This is a genomic window from Streptomyces sp. NPDC054783 (assembly GCF_053611725.1).
Genome location: NZ_JBSHAY010000035.1, coordinates 49,871 through 64,929, shown reverse-complemented (window position 1 = coordinate 64,929; position 15,059 = coordinate 49,871). Strand labels below are relative to the sequence as shown.

Genomic DNA, 15,059 nt, shown 5'->3' with positions numbered 1-15,059 from the left:
GGCCGGGTGAGCGTGCCGTCCGTCCTGCGGCGCGCTCTCCCGGTGCCGGCGACGCGGGAACACCGGGTCCCACGGCCCCGCGGAGGCCAGGGGGCGGGGAGACAATGGCCGTATGACGGACAAGAATGCGGCGACGCTGTCTCGCAAGACGTATGAGGCCGAACTGCTGCGGCTGCAGACCGAGTTGGTCAAGCTGCAGGAGTGGGTGCGCGCCGAGGGTGCCCGGCTGGTCGTCGTCTTCGAAGGGCGGGACGCGGCCGGCAAGGGCGGCGCGATCCAGCGGGTCACCCAGTATCTCAACCCCCGTGTCGCCCGGATCGTGGCGCTGCCCAAGCCGACGGAGCGCGAGCGCACCCAGTGGTACTTCCAGCGGTACGTCGAGCACCTGCCGGCTGCCGGGGAGATCGTGCTCTTCGACCGGTCCTGGTACAACCGGGCCGGCGTCGAGCGCGTCATGGGCTTCTGCACCAGGGAAGAGCACCAGCTGTTCCTGCGCCAGTGCCCGATCTTCGAGCGGATGCTGGTCGAGGACGGGATCCTGCTGCGCAAGTACTGGTTCTCGGTGAGCGACGCCGTACAGCAGGAGCGCTTCCAACGCCGTGTGCAGGATCCGCTGCGGCGCTGGAAGCTGTCGCCGATGGACCTGGAGTCGATCACCCGTTGGGAGGCGTACTCCCGGGCGAAGGACGAGATGATGGTGCACACCGACATCGCCGAAGCGCCCTGGTACGTCGTGGAGAGCGACGACAAGCGGCGCGCCCGGCTGAACATGATGGCCCACCTGCTGTCGTCCCTCCCGTACCACGAGGTGCCGCCACCGGTGCTGGAGCTGCCGGAGCGGCCGCCGTCCACCGGCTACGAACGGCCGCCGCGTGATCTGCAGACCTACGTCCCCGACCACGCGGCGCACCTGTGAACCCGCCCCCGTCACGGTCCGGGGCGTCGGCACACCGGAGTCCCGGACCGGTTCAGCCGTCCCACGCCCAGTCGGCCACCTCGGGCAGGTCCATGCCGTGTTCGCGGATCCAGAGGTGATGGCGCTGCCGGGCGTCCTCCATCCGCTGGCGCACGGCGGCCGCCCGCACCGCCAGACCGGGTACGCGGTCGATCACGTCCATCACGAGGCGGTAGCGGTCCAGGTCGTTGCGGACCACCATGTCGAACGGCGTCGTCGTGGTGCCGATCTCCTTGTAGCCGCGCACGTGCAGGTTGCGGTGCCCGGCGCGCCGGTAGGCGAGGCGGTGGATCAGCCACGGATAGCCGTGGTAGGCGAAGATGACCGGCTTGTCGGCCGTGAAGAGGCCGTCGTACTCGAAGTCGCTCATCCCGTGCGGGTGTTCCTCGCTCGGCAGCAGCCGGGCGATGTCGACGACGTTCACCACGCGCACCACCAGTTCGGGCAGCTCCCGGCGCAGCAACTGGGCCGCTGCCAGCACCTCCTGTGTGGGCACGTCGCCCGCGCAACCCAGGACCACGTCGGGCTCGCGGGTACCGTCCTCGGTGCCGGCCCACTCCCAGATGCCCGCGCCGCGCGCGCAGTGCACCTTCGCCTCTTGCATCGACAGCCAGTCGAAGCAGGGCTGTTTGCCGGCCACGACGACGTTGACGTAGTCGCGGCTGCGCAGCACGTGGTCGGCCACCGACAGCAGGGTGTTGGCGTCCGGCGGCAGGTAGACCCGTACCGCCTCGGGGCTCTTGTTGAGGATGTGGTCGACGAAACCGGGATCCTGGTGGGAGAAGCCGTTGTGGTCCTGCCGCCACACGTGCGACGTGAGCAGGTAGTTGAGGGAGGCGATGGGGGCGCGCCAGGGCAGGCGGCGCGTGGTGCGCAGCCATTTGATGTGCTGGTTGACCATCGAGTCGACGATGTGCACGAACGCCTCGTAGCAGGAGAACAGCCCGTGCCGGCCGGTGAGGAGGTAGCCCTCCAGCCAGCCCTGGCAGGTGTGTTCGGAGAGGATCTCCATGACCCGCCCGTGCCGGTCGAGGTGTTCGTCGACCGGCAGGGTCGCGGCCTGCCAGGCCTTGCCGCTGGCGCCGTAGACGGCCTGCAGCCGGTTGGAGGCGGTCTCGTCGGGGCCGACCAGGCGGAAGTCACGGCGGTCGGCGGTGGCCGCCATGACGTCCTGGAGCAGGTCGCCGAGGACGCGGGTCGGCTCGTGCAGGGTGGCGCCGGGCTTGTCGACCTGCACGGCGTACTTCTCCAGTGGTGGCAGGGGCAGCTCGCGCACCAGGAGTCCGCCGTTGGCGTGCGGGGTGGCGCCGAGCCGCCTGACTCCCTCGGGGATGCAGGCGAGCACGTCCGGGCGCGGGGCGCCGCGCTCGTCGAACAGTTCCTCGGGACGGTACGACCGTAGCCACTGCTCCAGCTGCCGCAGGTGCTCGGGGTTGTCCCGGACGGCGGCGAGCGGCACCTGGTGGGAGCGCCAGGTGCCCTCCACCGGCAGCCCGTCGACCACGGCCGGGCCGGTCCAGCCCTTCGGGGTGCGCAGCACGATCACCGGCCAGCGGGGCCGGTCCGTGGCCCCGTCCTCACGGGCGGCCCGCTGCAGGGCGGTGATGCTGTCGACCGCGGTGTCCATGGCCTCGGCCATCGCACGGTGTACGGCCGCCGGGTCGTCGCCGGTGACATGGATGGGCTCGTGGCCGTAGCCCCTGAGCAGGTCGTCGAGTTCCGTCTCGGGGAGCCGGGACAGCACGGTCGGATTGGCGATCTTGTAGCCGTTGAGGTGCAGGACCGGCAGGACGGCGCCGTCGTCGACCGGGTCGAGGAACTTGTTGGAGTGCCAGGAGGCGGCCAGGGGTCCGGTCTCCGCCTCGCCGTCGCCGATCACACAGGCGACCAGCAGGTCCGGATTGTCCAGTGCGGCGCCGTAGGCATGGGAGAGGGAGTAGCCGAGTTCTCCTCCCTCGTGGATCGAGCCCGGCGTCTCGGGCGCGACGTGGCTCGGCACGCCGCCGGGGAAGGAGAACTGCTTGAACAGCCGGGCCATGCCCGCCGCGTCCCGGGTGATGTCCGGGTAGGTCTCGGTGTACGACCCCTCCAGCCAGGAGTTGGCCAGGACGGCGGGGCCCCCGTGGCCCGGCCCCCAGATGCACAGGGCGTTCAGGCCGCGGGCCTTGATGAGGCGGTTGAGGTGGGTGTGCACGAGGTTGAGGCCGGGTGAGGTGCCCCAGTGGCCGAGCAGGCGCGGCTTGACGTGCTCCGGGCGCAGCGGTTCGGTCAGCAAGGGGTTGGCCATGAGGTAGATCTGGCCGACGGAGAGGTAGTTCGCGGCGCGCCAGTGCGCGTCCAGCGTGGCGAGCTCCTCGTCCGTGAGCCCTGCGGGCGCCTGCTGCGTGTCGACGGACATCGGGGTTCCTTCCGGATCGGACGGCGATCGGGCCCTGCCGGGTGCCCGGGTGGGCACAGCACCCACCCTCGGGCGGACCGCCGGGTACCGACAGGGCCGTTCGGGCCACGCCCGCCCGCAAGGCGTCCCTTCGGGCCGGCTCAGCGGCTGAGGCCCGCCCCGTACAGCGTCCGTCCGCATCTCGGCGCCGGCCGGGTGACCAGCTCCGACTGGGGGTACGCGAACACCTCTCGGAGGGACGGCGTGGATGGCGCCGAGGTAGGCCCCCGGTCACACGGAACGCCGAAGCATCCGCCCGACGGGCTCGACACCTCAGCGCAGCGGCCCTCGCCGGGGTGCGCGGGGTGCCCGGCGGGGAGCGAACCCGGAGTTGAGTTCGATCAGCCGGACGACCCGGTAGCGGTGTGGTCTGAAGGGCTCGTAGAACGCCTCGACCTCGTCGTCCCCCAGCGGCCGGCCGAGCAGGGCCATGCCGGTCATGCGGCCGAGGTGGTAGTCGCCCAGCGGCAGCGCGTCGGCGTCGCCGAGGGCGCGGTGGCCGACCTGGGCAGCCGTCCAGGTGCCGACGCCGGGCCGCTTCGCCATCAGCGCGTAGGCCTGGGCGGGGTCACCGGCGGCCCGGTCGAGCCGTGCGGCGTGGCGGGCGATCCGGACGACGGTGCGGGAGCGCTGCAGGTCCACACCGGCCCGGCGCCATTCCCAGCTCGGGAGGGTCCGCCAGACCTCGGGTGAGGGGGGCACCCGCATGCCCACCGGCGCGGGACCGGGTGCCGGCTCCCCATGGGCCCGGACCAGGCGGGTGAAGGACGCGGCGGCGTCCAGGCCGATCACGCGTTGTTCGATGACCGCCGGGACGATCGCCTCGAAGAGGCGCCCGGTGCACGGCACACGCAGGCCCGGCGTGCGCCGGCGGGCGGCCCGCAGGACCGGATGCCCGGGCCGGAACAGGTCGGGCCGGTCGCCCGCGCCCAGCTCGGTGCGGATGCCGTCGACGAGTTCGGCGGCCCCGGCTCCCCAGGCGTCGATGCGAAGGTCGTCCAGGCGTTGCTGGCGGATGCGGTACGTCACCGGGCCGGAGGCCGTCAGCGCCGTACGCCACAGGGCACCGTCGGCCCCGGTGCGGTGCGTGGGGTCACCGGGGCCGCGGCGCAGACTCTCCAGAGTCAGCCGCGCGTCCACGGGGAAGCCGGGCTGCCAGTGCAGGGACCGGTCGGGAGTCTGGTGCATGTTCTCGCCTGCGTAGGTGGCCTCTTCGCTACGACTACCCACGGACCCGGGTACCGGAAGCGGCTGCACCGACGCCGCACGGCCCGGGAAGCCGGTCCGCGGTACGGCGGCTGCCATGGAGGGGGGAAGCGCAGAGGGCTCGGGTGGCCAGGGCCGGCACGCTGATGCAGGGCGCCGGGGACGAGCACGGCCGTCACTCCGATGATCGGGGCCGACGGGGCGTTGCCGACCGCTTGGACGGCGAGCGCGGCGAGCAGCAGGTCGGGGCGGGACCAGCGGCGCCCGAGCCGGGACCGCAGCGCCGACGACGGCAGGGCCACCAGGCCGACCGGGACCCAGGTCCCGCTGCCGGCCCGGCCCGGGGAGCTCTGTTCGTTCGCCGGGACCGAGAAGGAACCGGCCACGATGTAGCCGATGCCGACGCCTTCCTCAGGAGCGAGCCGACCGCGATGACGAAGACCAGTACGGCCAGGGAGGAGGATCGGGGTGCAGACGAAGCGGCCGACCCCATGCCCGCGGCGAGCGCGGCGGCGGCTTGGGCGACGTGGCCCCATGGCCGACGGCGACGGCGAAGCAGGGCCGTGCCCGTCACGACGTGCGGTCGGCCCGGCCCGGGTCGTTGGGGTGGGACTCCAGCGGGGTGACCGCGAGGGTCATCCACGGACGCAGCGGCAGCGTGCCGAGCACCTTCTCGCGCAGCTCCTCCTCGTCGGTGGCCCGCCAGACACCGATACTGCGCAGCTCGCCGACCGGCCGCCACAGCCGTGCCAGATTGCCGGCGGCGGCCAACTCCCGAGCGCGGACGGCTTCGGCGGCCCGTCGGCGGTCGACCTCGTTCTGGGTGGTGCCCTCGGGAATGGTGGTGGTGATCTCGACCAGGAACTCTCGCATGTCCCGACTCCGTTCGAAGGGGCCGTTACCGGGCTGCCGTACCGTCATCGTCCGTCCGCCGCCGGCCCGGGCGCCACGACCGGCTTCCTCGGTGCTGGTAGGCAGGGGCTCCTACGTGCCGTGGCCTGCCGGTACTACGGCTCCGAGCGTCTCACGGGGCGAGAGAGAAGTAGTTCTCCTCTTCCTGGGTGAAGTGCAGGCGCAGCGCGGTGTGGAGTCCGTAGAGGCAGGAGCGCAGGTCGTCGAGTTGTCCGGGGCCCAAGCCGCCCTCGGCACGGGCGAGTTGCAGGTGCGTGGCGATGCGGCGGGAGAGGCGTTCGATCTCGGTGTGGGCGCGGCTCATGGTGGCGGTGGCCTCGGGGCCGCCCAGGGTGGGGGCGAGGGCGGGGTAGAGCTGGTGTTCTTCGGCGTACTCGTGCGGCAGCAGGCGGTCGGTCAGCAGTCGGTGGGTCTCCTCGACGGCCGCCAGCGCATCGGGACCAGGGGCGTCGGAGAGGTGGTCGGCAGCGTCACGGACCGCCTCCAGAACGTCCTGGAGATCGTCGTGTTCGGCGGCGAAGCGGTGGATGAGGGCTTCGGCGGCGGGGGTGAGAGGCGGTCGCGCGCTGTGGTCGGTGCGCAGTGCTCGCAGGGCGTTGAGGATGACGGCGACGTCGATGCCCTCCTGGAGCAGGGCGCCGGCGGCCGGCCGGAGCAGGCCGAGGGCTGCCGCGGCCATGGCGGCCAGTGACATCAGCATGCCGCCGAGGGCGCTCTGGACGGCGATGCGCCGGGCGCGCCGGGCGATGGTGACGGCGTCCGCGAGGCGGTCCACGCGGTCGGCGGTCAGGACGATGTCGGCGGCTTCCGTGGAGGCGGTGGAGCCGCGGGCGCCCATGGCGACGCCGATGTCCGCGGCGGCGAGGGCGGGCGCGTCGTTGACGCCGTCACCGACCATCACGGTGACCGCGCGTTCGCGTTCGGCACGTACGGCGGCGACCTTGTCGGCCGGGCCGAGTTCGGCACGCACACCGTCCAGGCCGAGGACGGCTGCGACTTCACGGGCGGGCGCGGTGCGGTCCCCGGTGAGCATCAGCAGCCGGTCGATGCCCGCCGCGCGCAGGTGGCGCAAGGTGCGCGGGGCGTCCTGGCGCAGGGGATCGCGCAGGAGTACGGCGCCGGCCAGGTGTCCGTCGACGGTGAGCCACGCGACGGCCGCGCCGTCCAGCAGGACTCGGTTGTCGACGGCCTTCGCCCAGGCCGGGCGGTCGGCGGTGGCGTCGACGCGGCCGACGCAGACGTGGTGTCCGTCCACCGTACCGGTGGCACCGCGTCCGGGCTGCTCGGTGACGCCTGCCGGGACCGACAGCTCCAGCCCGCGTTCCCGGGCGGTGTCGACGATGGCCTGGGCGAGGACGTGGGGCGAGTACTGGTCGAGCGAGGCCGCGAGGCGGAGGACTTCGGCGGGTTTGGAGTCGGGCGCGGCGGTGACGTCGAGGACCCGGGGCCGGCCGCGGGTGAGGGTGCCGGTCTTGTCGAGCAGCAGCGTACGTGCGTGACCGAGGTTCTCCAGTGCGCCGCCGTCGCGGATGACGACGCCGAGGCGGGAGGCGCGGGAGAGGCCGGACACGATCGCGACCGGCGCCGCCAGCAGCAAGGGGCAGGGGGTGGCGACCACGAGGACGGCGACCGCGCGTACGGCGGAGCCGCTGACCAGCCAGGCCAGTCCGGCGACGGCGAGGGAGAAGGGCAGGAACCAGGCGGCGTAGCGGTCGGCCAGCCGCACGACGGGCGCGGACTCTGCGCCGGCCTGCCGGGCCAGCCGCACGATCCCGGCGTAGGTGCTGTCCTGCTCGGTGGCGGAGGCGCGCAGTTCGAAGGCGCCTCCGGCGTTGACCACGCCACTGCGCACCTGCTCGCCCGGGCCCCGCTCGACCTGGAGGGGCTCTCCGGTGAGTACGGACTCGTCGAGGACGGCGGCGAGGCTCTCCACGCGGCCGTCGACCGGGACGACCTCGCCGGGGCCGACGACCAGCAGGTCGCCGACGGCGACCTCGGCCAGGGGCACGGAGGCGACCCCGCGGGGAGTGCGGCGGCGTGCGGAGCGGGGCGCGTGTTCCAGCAGGGCCCGCAGGTCGTGGGAGGCGCGTCGCTGGGCCGCGGCCTCCAGCGTGCGGCCGGTGGCCAGCATCAGGGCGATCAGGGCACCGGCCAGGTACTCGTGGACGGCCAGGGTGCCGCCGAGCGCGAGGACGGCGATCAGGTCCACGCCCGCGCGTCCGTGCCGCAGCGCGGTGAGCACCCATCCCGCCGCGGGGAGCACGGCGGCGAGGGTGCCCAGCCCCCAGAAGAGGTCGGCGAGGCCGTGGGCCCCGGCGAGCCGGGCGATGCCACCGGCGGTCAGGGCAGCCGCCGTGACCGCCAGAAGGACGGGTTCGAGCCGTGGGAACGCGACCGACGCGGCCCGGCGACGCAGCCGTGCTGCGAGGGTGACGTGTTCGTTCATGACGCACCTCGGTCCGTCCGGCGCGGCGACCGTCGGGGGCGGTCCCCCTCCATGACATCGCCCCTCCCGGTGCCGGTGGCAGGGGACGTCCGGCCCTGTTCCGGGGCCGGACAGTCGGTGCCGCGCGGGCCGGTGATCGCCGGCTCCGGTCGGTGCGGCGACCCAGGAGGGGGCATGCGGCAACGGCCCGGCGGGCATGGATGCGCAACTGATCCGGTACGGCGTGGTCCTTGATGATCGGACAGCCCCGTTCGTCGAGGTCGATCGGTTCGGCGAGGAGTTCGGCGCACAGGCCGCGGCCGTTGCACGTGATGCGCCCTCGTCCACCGCGGCCACCCGGTCCGCCTCCTCGTCGAGCGAGATCGGGGCTGGGCGCGGTCAGCGCGGCCCGCCCGGTCCGGACGCCCTCGACCGCGTATCCCTCTCCGGGGGTGCGTTCCGACGGTCCGTCATGAGCCGTCCGTGTGTTCCCGCATCTGTAGGAAGCGGCCGTGCCAGGTGTGGTACCAGACGGTGCCGGTGGTCGCGTTGACGGAGAGCATGCCGACGACGTGGTGGGCGCGCAGGGTGTGCAGGGTGTAGTAGCCGGGGAACTGATCGGCTGCGCCGGCGTGCAGTCCGGTGTGGTGCTCGGTCAGCCACTGGTCGGCGATCCGTACCGCCTGGCCGGGCCGGACCGCCGGTGTGCCGGTCCGGCGGTGTGCGGGCATCATTCCGTAGGCGGTGTTCCACATCATGGCCGGGCCGTACTCCAGGTGCACGGTGCCGCTCCCCGGGTCGATGAGGACTTCGGTGGCATGACGGCCGTCGGGGCCCAGCAGTTCGGCGTAGTAGCCGTTGCTGAACCGCATGACCTCCCCGACGTGCAGGCCCCACCGGTGGGCGAAGCTCCCGGCCGCACGGTCCGCATCGGCCATGCCGCGGACCTGGCCCTCCCGGGAAACGGCGCCCGTCATCCCCCCGGGACCTGGCCGCCACGGCCCGGAGCCGACGCCCATGACCCACACCAGCGAGGCGATGAGCGCGGCCACGGCGGCGAGCAGCACCGCCAGGAAGAGCCATCTGCGCGGCAGCCCGGTCATCGGGGCCCCGGCTTGTGTGCGGCAAGGCGCTGGCGCGCCTCGGTGTAGGTGTCGGCGTCGATCTCGCCGGTGGCGAAGCGCCGGTCGAGGATCTCCTCCGGCGTCTCTCGCGGTTCCGGAGCGCGGTGCGGGCTGCCGTCACGCGTTGCGGGGTGCTGGGTGAGGCGGATTCCCGCCCACACGGCCAGAGCGATCAGCACGATCCACAGCAACGGCATGAAGGCCATCCACGCCCAGCCGCCATTCCAGTACATCATCGCTGCTCACCTGCCCAGGAGGGGTCCTGCTCCCCACTTTCCCCGGGAGCACGGGACGGCGGCAGGGCCCTTCGGCCTCATCGCCGGACCTGCCGGGCACATCTGTGCCGGGTGCGGTCCGGCACACACTGCAAAATACCCCCCGGGGTACTCGTGCTACCGTCGAGATATACCCCGGGGGGTAATTTCACCGGAAGGGAGTTCCCGTGTTCTTCGTCGACACGATCGAGGTGGCCGGGCTCGGCAACCGCAGCTATCTGGCGGGCGGCGGGCGGACGGCCGTGGTGGTCGACCCGCCGCGTGACATCGACCGGGTGATCGCCGCCGCCGCACGGCGCGGGGTGCGGATCTCCCAGGTCGTCGAGACCCACGTCCACAACGACTACGTCACCGGCGGACCGGAACTGGCCCGCATCACGGGCGCCGCCCACCTCGTCCCCGCCGCGGCCCGAGTCTCGTACACGCGCGTGCCGGTGCGCGACGGCGACCGCCACGAGATCGACGCCGTCGCCGGACTGGTGCTGCGCGCGATCGCGACGCCCGGCCACACCCCGCACCACACCGCGTACGCGCTGGAGGAGAACGGCACGGCCGTCGCCGTGTTCACCGGCGGGTCGCTGCTGATCGGCACCGTCGGCCGGCCCGACCTGGTCGAACCACGGCTGACCGAAGACCTCGCCCGGGCCCAGCACACCTCCGCGCACCGCCTGGCCACCGAGCTGCCGGACGAGGCCACCGTGCTGCCCACGCACGGCTTCGGCAGCTTCTGCTCGGCCGGCCGGTCGGAGGGCGCGTCCACGACGATCGGCAAGGAGAAGGCGTCCAACACCGCCCTGACCCGGGACGTGGACGGCTTCGTCGCCGACCTGCTCGCCGGTCTGGACGACGTTCCCGCGTACTACGCCCACATGGGCCCGGCCAACGCCGCGGGGCCCGCGCCCCTCGACCTGACCCCGCCCGCCCTCGCGGACGCCGACGAGATCGCCGGCCGGCTCGCCGCCGGGGAGTGGGTGGTCGACCTGCGCAACCGGATCGCCTTCGCCGAAGGGCATGTCGCCGGTTCGTTCAACTTCGAGGCCGAGGGACAGCTCGCCACCTATACCTATCTGGCCTGGCTGGTCCCGTGGGGCAAGCCGGTGACCCTGCTCGCCGAGTCCGCCGCACAACTGGCCGAAGCCCAGCGCGAGTTGGCCCGGGTCGGCATCGACCGCCCGGCCGCCGCGGCCATCGGGGAGCCGTCGCGCTGGGCCCGTGAAGGCGAAGCGCTCGCCTCCTTCCCGCGGGGCACGTTCGCCGACCTCGCGGCGCATCCCGGGGACGGCATCGTCGTGCTGGACGTCCGCCGGGACTCGGAGCGGGCGACCGGCCATGTCGCGGGCTCGGTCCACATCCCCGTGCACACCCTGCGCGACCGCCTCCACGAGGTTCCCGACGGTCAGGTGTGGGTGCACTGCGCCGGCGGTGTGCGCGCCGCCATCGCCGCCTCCCTGCTGGACGCCGCGGGCCGTGACGTCGTCGCGGTCGACGACCGCTTCGACTCGGCCGAGAGGGCCGGGCTCACCGTCCGTACCCCCTGACGGCGTCCGCCGCCGGGCATCGCCACCGAGAAGTCGAAGAAGACCAGGATGACGAACAGGAGCGAGACCAGGATGAGCCTCTTCCAACGCGGCCGGGGCGGCCCGGCGCGGGTGACCGTGCGGGAGGCCGCCGTCCGCACCGTGGACGCGTGGGCGGCCGGAAACAGTGCGACCTCCGTGTTGCTCGACATACGCGAAGCCGACGAGTGGCAGGCCGGACACGTCCCCGGCGCCGTGCACCTGTCCCTCACGGCACTGGCCGCCGGTGCCGGGCTTCCCGGTGAGGCGCAGGCGCGGCCGGTCGTCGTGATCTGCCGCTCGGGCCGTCGCTCCCAGCGGGCCGCCGAACTGCTGCGGGCCAGGGGCGTCGAGGCCGTCGACGTCATGGGCGGCATGCAGGAGTGGGCCCGGGCGGGACTGCCGGTCGTGGACACACGGGGCGGGAACGGGACCGTCGCGTGAGCGCTGTGCTACTCGCTCTGATCGCGGGGGCCGTCATCGGTCTGGCGCTCGGCGCCCTGGGTGGCGGCGGCAGCGTGCTGACCGTGCCCGCCCTGATCTACCTGCTCGGTTTCACCCCGGTCGCGGCCACCACGGCCGGCCTGGTCATCGTCACCGTCACCTCCGCGACCGCCCTGTCAGGGCACGCCCGCGACGGCCACGTCCGCTGGCGTACGGGGCTGCTGTTCGCGGCGGCAGGGATCGGCCCGGCCATGCTGGGCGGCGCGCTCGCCGGACACCTTCCGGCGGCCGCGCTGACCGTGGCCTTCGCCTCGGTCGCGGCCGCCGCCGCGGTACGCATGCTCAGGCCCCGCTCGGTCTCGGACAGCACCGTGCACGTGCGGCCGGGCCGGGCGGCGGCCGCCGGTGCCGGACTGGGCGCGGTCACCGGCGTGCTCGGTGTGGGTGGTGGCTTCCTCGCGGTCCCCGCGCTGGTCAACGTCCTCGGCATGCGGATGCGGTCCGCCGTGGGCACCAGCCTCCTCGTGATCACCGTCAACTCACTGGCGGCGCTGGCGATGCGCGCGGGTACGGCCCACGGCCTCGACTGGTCCGTCATCGGACCGTTCGCCGGGGCGGCGATCCTGGGCGCCTGGGACGGCAGGCGCCTGTCGGCGAAGCTGTCCGGGCCCACCCTGCAGCGGGCCTTCGCCCTCGTCCTGCTGGCGATGGCCGGCTTCATGCTGGTCGACGCGGTGGCGGGATGACCGGGCGAACGCGCTCGCCCGGCTGTGGCGCCCGCTGTCCCGGTTCCCGATCCCCTACGCCAGCGACAGGAACAGCTTCTCCAGCCGGGCCCGCATCGCCTCCGGGTCCTCACCGTTCTTGCGGCCCGATTCGATGTCCGTCACGCACTGCTGCAGGCCGGTGGCGATGATCGCGAAGCCCGCCCGGTCAAGGGCCCGCGAGGCGGCGGCCAGCTGCGTGATGACGTCCTCGCAGTCCCGCCCCTCCTCGATCATCCGGATCACGCCGGCGATCTGGCCCTGCGCACGCCGCAGCCGGTTCAGCACGGCCCTCAGGGACGCACCCTCAAGCTCCAGTTCCACCATCACTCCTCCGATACCCCTAGGGGTACTGTACGTCCCGGTTCGGGACGGCGGCGACCAGCAAGGATCACCTCTGCCATGACCACCACCCCCCTCACCCTCGACACCACCCAGGCCCGCGCCCGGCTGGCGGAACTCACCGTCATCGACGTGCGCACCCCCGGCGAGTACGCCTCCGGCCATCTGCCCGGTGCCCTCAACATCCCCCTGGACCAGGTCCGGCGCGCGCTGCCCGGGATACGGCACGCCGCCGGACGCGGCGACGTCCTCGTGGTGTGCGCCTCCGGCGCACGCTCGGAGACCGCGTGCAGGCTGCTGGCCGAGGAGGGCATCCCGACGGCCACCCTCACCGGCGGCACCACCGCCTGGGCCGGCGAGGGACACGACCTGCACCGGCCGGCCGTCTGCGACACCCGGGCCCGCTGGAGCATGGAGCGGCAGGTGCGCTTCACTGCGGGCACGGTCGTGCTTCTGGGCCTGCTCCTCGGCCTGCTCGTGCATCCGGCCTTCCAGATCCTCTCGGCCGGCATCGCGGGCGGCCTCGTCTTCTCCGCGCTCACCGACACCTGCGGCATGGCCGCCATACTGGGCAGGCTGCCGCACAACCGCCCCCGCCCGGCGGACCTCGCCGCGACGCTCGCCGCACTGCGCCGGGGCTGACCACCGCTCTCACGGACCTGCTCACGACGCCTGCCGGATGTCCGTCTCCGGTGGCTGTCCGAGTGTGGTGTGGACGGTGCGGTGCGGTGTGAGGCAACGGTCGGGGAGCTACGGCGATGGGAGGGACGGGACGCACACGGGGGCGACGCGGGCCGGGCGCTCGCCGGCCGTCCTGCTCCGAGGCCGCAGGGCCGGCTCACATCAGGAGGTGCCGTTCTACGGCCGGGCATCTGCGGGCTGTTCGGCCGCACCGACCCGCTGGAGGAGCAGGCGGGCCAGACCGCGCGCCTCCTCCGGGGTGAGCGCCGCCCAGACGCCTGGTTCACCACCCCGGTCCTCCCCCACGTCCAGGGCGATCCGGCTGACGGGCCGGTCCGGGTGTCCGAGGCTCAGGCACCGCACCTCGATCCTGCGACCGCACCTCGTCACCAGGGATTGTCGTCGGCACAGCGCTCTTCAGGCCGGTAAGGCCGGTCGAGCCGGTCGTTCGCTGCCGTCGTCATCGGTCTCACGCTCCTCCGCCGTCGGGTTCCTCCCCCGGCGGCCGCCACCCCTGCGGCCCTCATACCGGGCGGGGTATGAGGAAGAGCGCTTTGTGCGCGGGAGTTGTTCCCACGCGCCGGGGACGAGAGCCCTCGGAAAGAGCCGATGGGCCCTCGTGCCGCGCCCGCAGCGGATGCAACCGTGAAGTTGGGCCCCTGTGCGCCGTAGACCTCACTGACAGCCCCTGGAAAGGCGGTGGGGACGATGACACTCCCTCTGGTGGTGGGCGTCGACGGATCGGACTCGTGTCTGCTCGCGGTCGACTGGGCGGTGGACGAAGCCGTCCGGCACGGCGTTCCCCTGCGCTTCGTCTACGGCTCCCTCTGGGAGCGTTACGAGGGCGCGCTGCCGGGCACCGGCATCGGTCGTCCCTCCGAGCAGGTGCTGGCCGAGCACATCGTGGCCTCCGCGGCCGAGCGCGCCGAGCGGCACAACCCCGCTGCGAAGGTCACCACCGACATCGTCCCGGAGGACGCCGCGACCGCCCTCGTGCGCGAGGGCGGGGCCGCCTTCGCGGTGGTGACGGGCTCGCGCGGGCGCGGCCCGCTCAAGGGACTGCTGCTCGGCTCGGTCGGTCTGGCCGTCGCGGCCCGGGCGCGCTGCCCCGTGGTCGTGGTCCGAGGTGATCGGGCGGGTCTGTCCGGTACGCACGAACGGATCCTGCTCGGCCTCGGGGACGCGGACACGGGTTCCGAGGCCCTTCGGTTCGCCTTCCGCGAGGCCGACGTCCGGGGCTGCGTCCTGGACGTCGTACGTGCCTGGCGCCACCCCGCCTTCGAGGCGAGCGGTGAGCGCAGCCGGGCGGAAGAGCCGGCCGACGCGTCGGCCTCCGCGCTGCTCGATGCGTCGCTCCGTGCGCCGGTCGCCGAGTATCCGCGGGTCCGGACCCACCGCTCGGCGCTCGAGGGGCCGGCGAGCAAGGTCCTGGTGAACCGGTCGGCGGCCGCCGACCTCGTGGTCATCGGTGCCCGCCGCAGGAGCAGCCACTTCGGCCTCCAGCTCGGCCGGGTGGGCCACACGCTGCTGCATCACGCCCAGTGCCCGGTCGCGATCGTGCCCCAGCAGCCGTGAGCGCCGGTGCGCCACGCCGCTCCGCTCTCAGCCGAACAGACTGCGCACCCTGATCGTCTCGACGTGCCGCCACGAGCCACCGGGCAGCAGCAGCCAGTCGCCCTTCGTCGACGAGGCCTTGCGCACGACGGCGGTCCGCGCCGCCCTGCGGGACGGCAACCGGGAACCGCAGCCCGCTGCCTCGGCCCGCGGCCGGGCCAGTGCCCCCTTGCTCATGGCTCCTCCCACAACCTGGGGCGCGGTACGTCAACCGCGTTCGCCTGCATGAGCCCTCACTCCCTCAGACATCATCGTCCTTTTCTCGGAGGATCGCCCTCGGACGTGTTGCCCTGGCGAGATCGCCGGAGCGCGTGCAGCGTGGAA

At 73.3% G+C, this 15,059-nt stretch carries 15 protein-coding genes and 1 pseudogene; 6 read left to right on the top strand and 10 right to left on the bottom strand.

Going from position 1 to position 15,059, the window contains the following annotated elements; all coding sequences use genetic code 11:
- Window positions 1-112 precede the first annotated feature (112 nt).
- Window positions 113-916 (top strand): polyphosphate kinase 2, encoded by an 804-nt coding sequence (ppk2, locus tag ACWGJ5_RS38760; protein ID WP_453314320.1) that lies wholly within the window; start codon window positions 113-115, stop codon window positions 914-916.
- A 52-nt stretch (window positions 917-968) separates the two neighbouring features.
- On the opposite strand, the gene ACWGJ5_RS38755 is transcribed toward ppk2, so the two are convergent.
- From ACWGJ5_RS38755 to ACWGJ5_RS38725, 7 genes and pseudogenes are all read right to left on the bottom strand, one after another.
- Window positions 969-3,353: a phosphoketolase family protein gene (locus ACWGJ5_RS38755; RefSeq protein WP_453314319.1), complete on the bottom strand. Its 2,385-nt coding sequence runs from the start codon at window positions 3,351-3,353 to the stop codon at window positions 969-971.
- Window positions 3,354-3,665: 312 nt separating this feature from the next.
- Window positions 3,666-4,580 carry a DNA-3-methyladenine glycosylase family protein gene (locus ACWGJ5_RS38750; RefSeq protein ID WP_453314318.1) on the bottom strand — a complete coding sequence of 305 codons (915 nt, stop codon included), beginning with the start codon at window positions 4,578-4,580 and terminating at the stop codon, window positions 3,666-3,668.
- Window positions 4,581-5,168: 588 nt separating this feature from the next.
- The gene (locus tag ACWGJ5_RS38745; RefSeq protein ID WP_453314317.1) at window positions 5,169-5,471 is read right to left on the bottom strand and encodes a muconolactone Delta-isomerase family protein; all 303 of its coding nucleotides are present in this window, start codon (window positions 5,469-5,471) and stop codon (window positions 5,169-5,171) included.
- A 151-nt stretch (window positions 5,472-5,622) separates the two neighbouring features.
- Window positions 5,623-7,956 (bottom strand): heavy metal translocating P-type ATPase, encoded by a 2,334-nt coding sequence (locus ACWGJ5_RS38740; RefSeq protein WP_453314316.1) that lies wholly within the window; start codon window positions 7,954-7,956, stop codon window positions 5,623-5,625.
- A gap of 178 nt (window positions 7,957-8,134) precedes the next feature.
- Window positions 8,135-8,269: pseudogene (locus tag ACWGJ5_RS38735) on the bottom strand (ferredoxin); the annotation flags it as partial.
- 136 nt (window positions 8,270-8,405) lie between these two features.
- Window positions 8,406-9,038, bottom strand: a complete 633-nt coding sequence (locus ACWGJ5_RS38730) for a hypothetical protein (RefSeq protein WP_453314315.1) — start codon at window positions 9,036-9,038, stop codon at window positions 8,406-8,408.
- Complete coding sequence (locus tag ACWGJ5_RS38725) at window positions 9,035-9,295, bottom strand: SHOCT domain-containing protein (protein ID WP_453314314.1); 261 nt, start codon at window positions 9,293-9,295, stop codon at window positions 9,035-9,037. Before ACWGJ5_RS38725 ends, ACWGJ5_RS38730 begins: the two co-directional genes overlap by 4 nt.
- 206 nt (window positions 9,296-9,501) lie before the next feature.
- Here ACWGJ5_RS38725 and ACWGJ5_RS38720 point away from each other — a divergent pair, with 206 nt between their 5' ends.
- From ACWGJ5_RS38720 to ACWGJ5_RS38710, 3 genes are all read left to right on the top strand, one after another.
- Window positions 9,502-10,872 carry a rhodanese-like domain-containing protein gene (locus ACWGJ5_RS38720; RefSeq protein ID WP_453314313.1) on the top strand — a complete coding sequence of 457 codons (1,371 nt, stop codon included), beginning with the start codon at window positions 9,502-9,504 and terminating at the stop codon, window positions 10,870-10,872.
- Between the two features lie 72 nt (window positions 10,873-10,944).
- Window positions 10,945-11,334 (top strand): rhodanese-like domain-containing protein, encoded by a 390-nt coding sequence (locus ACWGJ5_RS38715; RefSeq protein WP_453314339.1) that lies wholly within the window; start codon window positions 10,945-10,947, stop codon window positions 11,332-11,334.
- Window positions 11,331-12,080 carry a sulfite exporter TauE/SafE family protein gene (locus ACWGJ5_RS38710; protein ID WP_453314312.1) on the top strand — a complete coding sequence of 250 codons (750 nt, stop codon included), beginning with the start codon at window positions 11,331-11,333 and terminating at the stop codon, window positions 12,078-12,080. The genes ACWGJ5_RS38715 and ACWGJ5_RS38710 overlap by 4 nt, the downstream gene beginning before the upstream one ends.
- A gap of 54 nt (window positions 12,081-12,134) precedes the next feature.
- On the opposite strand, the gene ACWGJ5_RS38705 is transcribed toward ACWGJ5_RS38710, so the two are convergent.
- The gene (locus ACWGJ5_RS38705) at window positions 12,135-12,422 is read right to left on the bottom strand and encodes a metal-sensitive transcriptional regulator (RefSeq protein ID WP_453314338.1); all 288 of its coding nucleotides are present in this window, start codon (window positions 12,420-12,422) and stop codon (window positions 12,135-12,137) included.
- A gap of 78 nt (window positions 12,423-12,500) precedes the next feature.
- Between ACWGJ5_RS38705 and ACWGJ5_RS38700 the strand changes: the two genes are divergently transcribed.
- Window positions 12,501-13,082: a rhodanese-like domain-containing protein gene (locus tag ACWGJ5_RS38700; protein ID WP_453314311.1), complete on the top strand. Its 582-nt coding sequence runs from the start codon at window positions 12,501-12,503 to the stop codon at window positions 13,080-13,082.
- A gap of 216 nt (window positions 13,083-13,298) precedes the next feature.
- On the opposite strand, the gene ACWGJ5_RS38695 is transcribed toward ACWGJ5_RS38700, so the two are convergent.
- Window positions 13,299-13,511, bottom strand: coding sequence for a hypothetical protein (locus ACWGJ5_RS38695; protein WP_453314310.1), 213 nt, complete (start codon window positions 13,509-13,511; stop codon window positions 13,299-13,301).
- A gap of 318 nt (window positions 13,512-13,829) precedes the next feature.
- Between ACWGJ5_RS38695 and ACWGJ5_RS38690 the strand changes: the two genes are divergently transcribed.
- The gene (locus ACWGJ5_RS38690; RefSeq protein WP_453314309.1) at window positions 13,830-14,696 is read left to right on the top strand and encodes a universal stress protein; all 867 of its coding nucleotides are present in this window, start codon (window positions 13,830-13,832) and stop codon (window positions 14,694-14,696) included.
- 27 nt (window positions 14,697-14,723) lie between these two features.
- On the opposite strand, the gene ACWGJ5_RS38685 is transcribed toward ACWGJ5_RS38690, so the two are convergent.
- On the bottom strand, window positions 14,724-14,912 hold the full coding sequence (locus ACWGJ5_RS38685) for a hypothetical protein (RefSeq protein ID WP_453314308.1): 189 nt from the start codon (window positions 14,910-14,912) through the stop codon (window positions 14,724-14,726).
- Between the last annotated feature and the right edge of the window lie 147 nt (window positions 14,913-15,059).

Excerpts from the sequence above, each read along its gene's own strand:
- ppk2 (WP_453314320.1), top strand. The coding sequence starts at position 113 with ATGACGGACAAGAATGCGGCGACGCTGTCTCGCAAGACGTATGAGGCC.
- ACWGJ5_RS38755 (WP_453314319.1), bottom strand. The coding sequence starts at position 3,353 with ATGTCCGTCGACACGCAGCAGGCGCCCGCAGGGCTCACGGACGAGGAG.
- ACWGJ5_RS38750 (WP_453314318.1), bottom strand. The coding sequence starts at position 4,580 with ATGCACCAGACTCCCGACCGGTCCCTGCACTGGCAGCCCGGCTTCCCC.
- ACWGJ5_RS38745 (WP_453314317.1), bottom strand. The coding sequence starts at position 5,471 with ATGCGAGAGTTCCTGGTCGAGATCACCACCACCATTCCCGAGGGCACC.
- ACWGJ5_RS38740 (WP_453314316.1), bottom strand. The coding sequence starts at position 7,956 with ATGAACGAACACGTCACCCTCGCAGCACGGCTGCGTCGCCGGGCCGCG.
- ACWGJ5_RS38730 (WP_453314315.1), bottom strand. The coding sequence starts at position 9,038 with ATGACCGGGCTGCCGCGCAGATGGCTCTTCCTGGCGGTGCTGCTCGCC.
- ACWGJ5_RS38725 (WP_453314314.1), bottom strand. The coding sequence starts at position 9,295 with ATGATGTACTGGAATGGCGGCTGGGCGTGGATGGCCTTCATGCCGTTG.
- ACWGJ5_RS38715 (WP_453314339.1), top strand. The coding sequence starts at position 10,945 with ATGAGCCTCTTCCAACGCGGCCGGGGCGGCCCGGCGCGGGTGACCGTG.
- ACWGJ5_RS38700 (WP_453314311.1), top strand. The coding sequence starts at position 12,501 with ATGACCACCACCCCCCTCACCCTCGACACCACCCAGGCCCGCGCCCGG.
- ACWGJ5_RS38690 (WP_453314309.1), top strand. The coding sequence starts at position 13,830 with ATGACACTCCCTCTGGTGGTGGGCGTCGACGGATCGGACTCGTGTCTG.
- ACWGJ5_RS38685 (WP_453314308.1), bottom strand. The coding sequence starts at position 14,912 with ATGAGCAAGGGGGCACTGGCCCGGCCGCGGGCCGAGGCAGCGGGCTGC.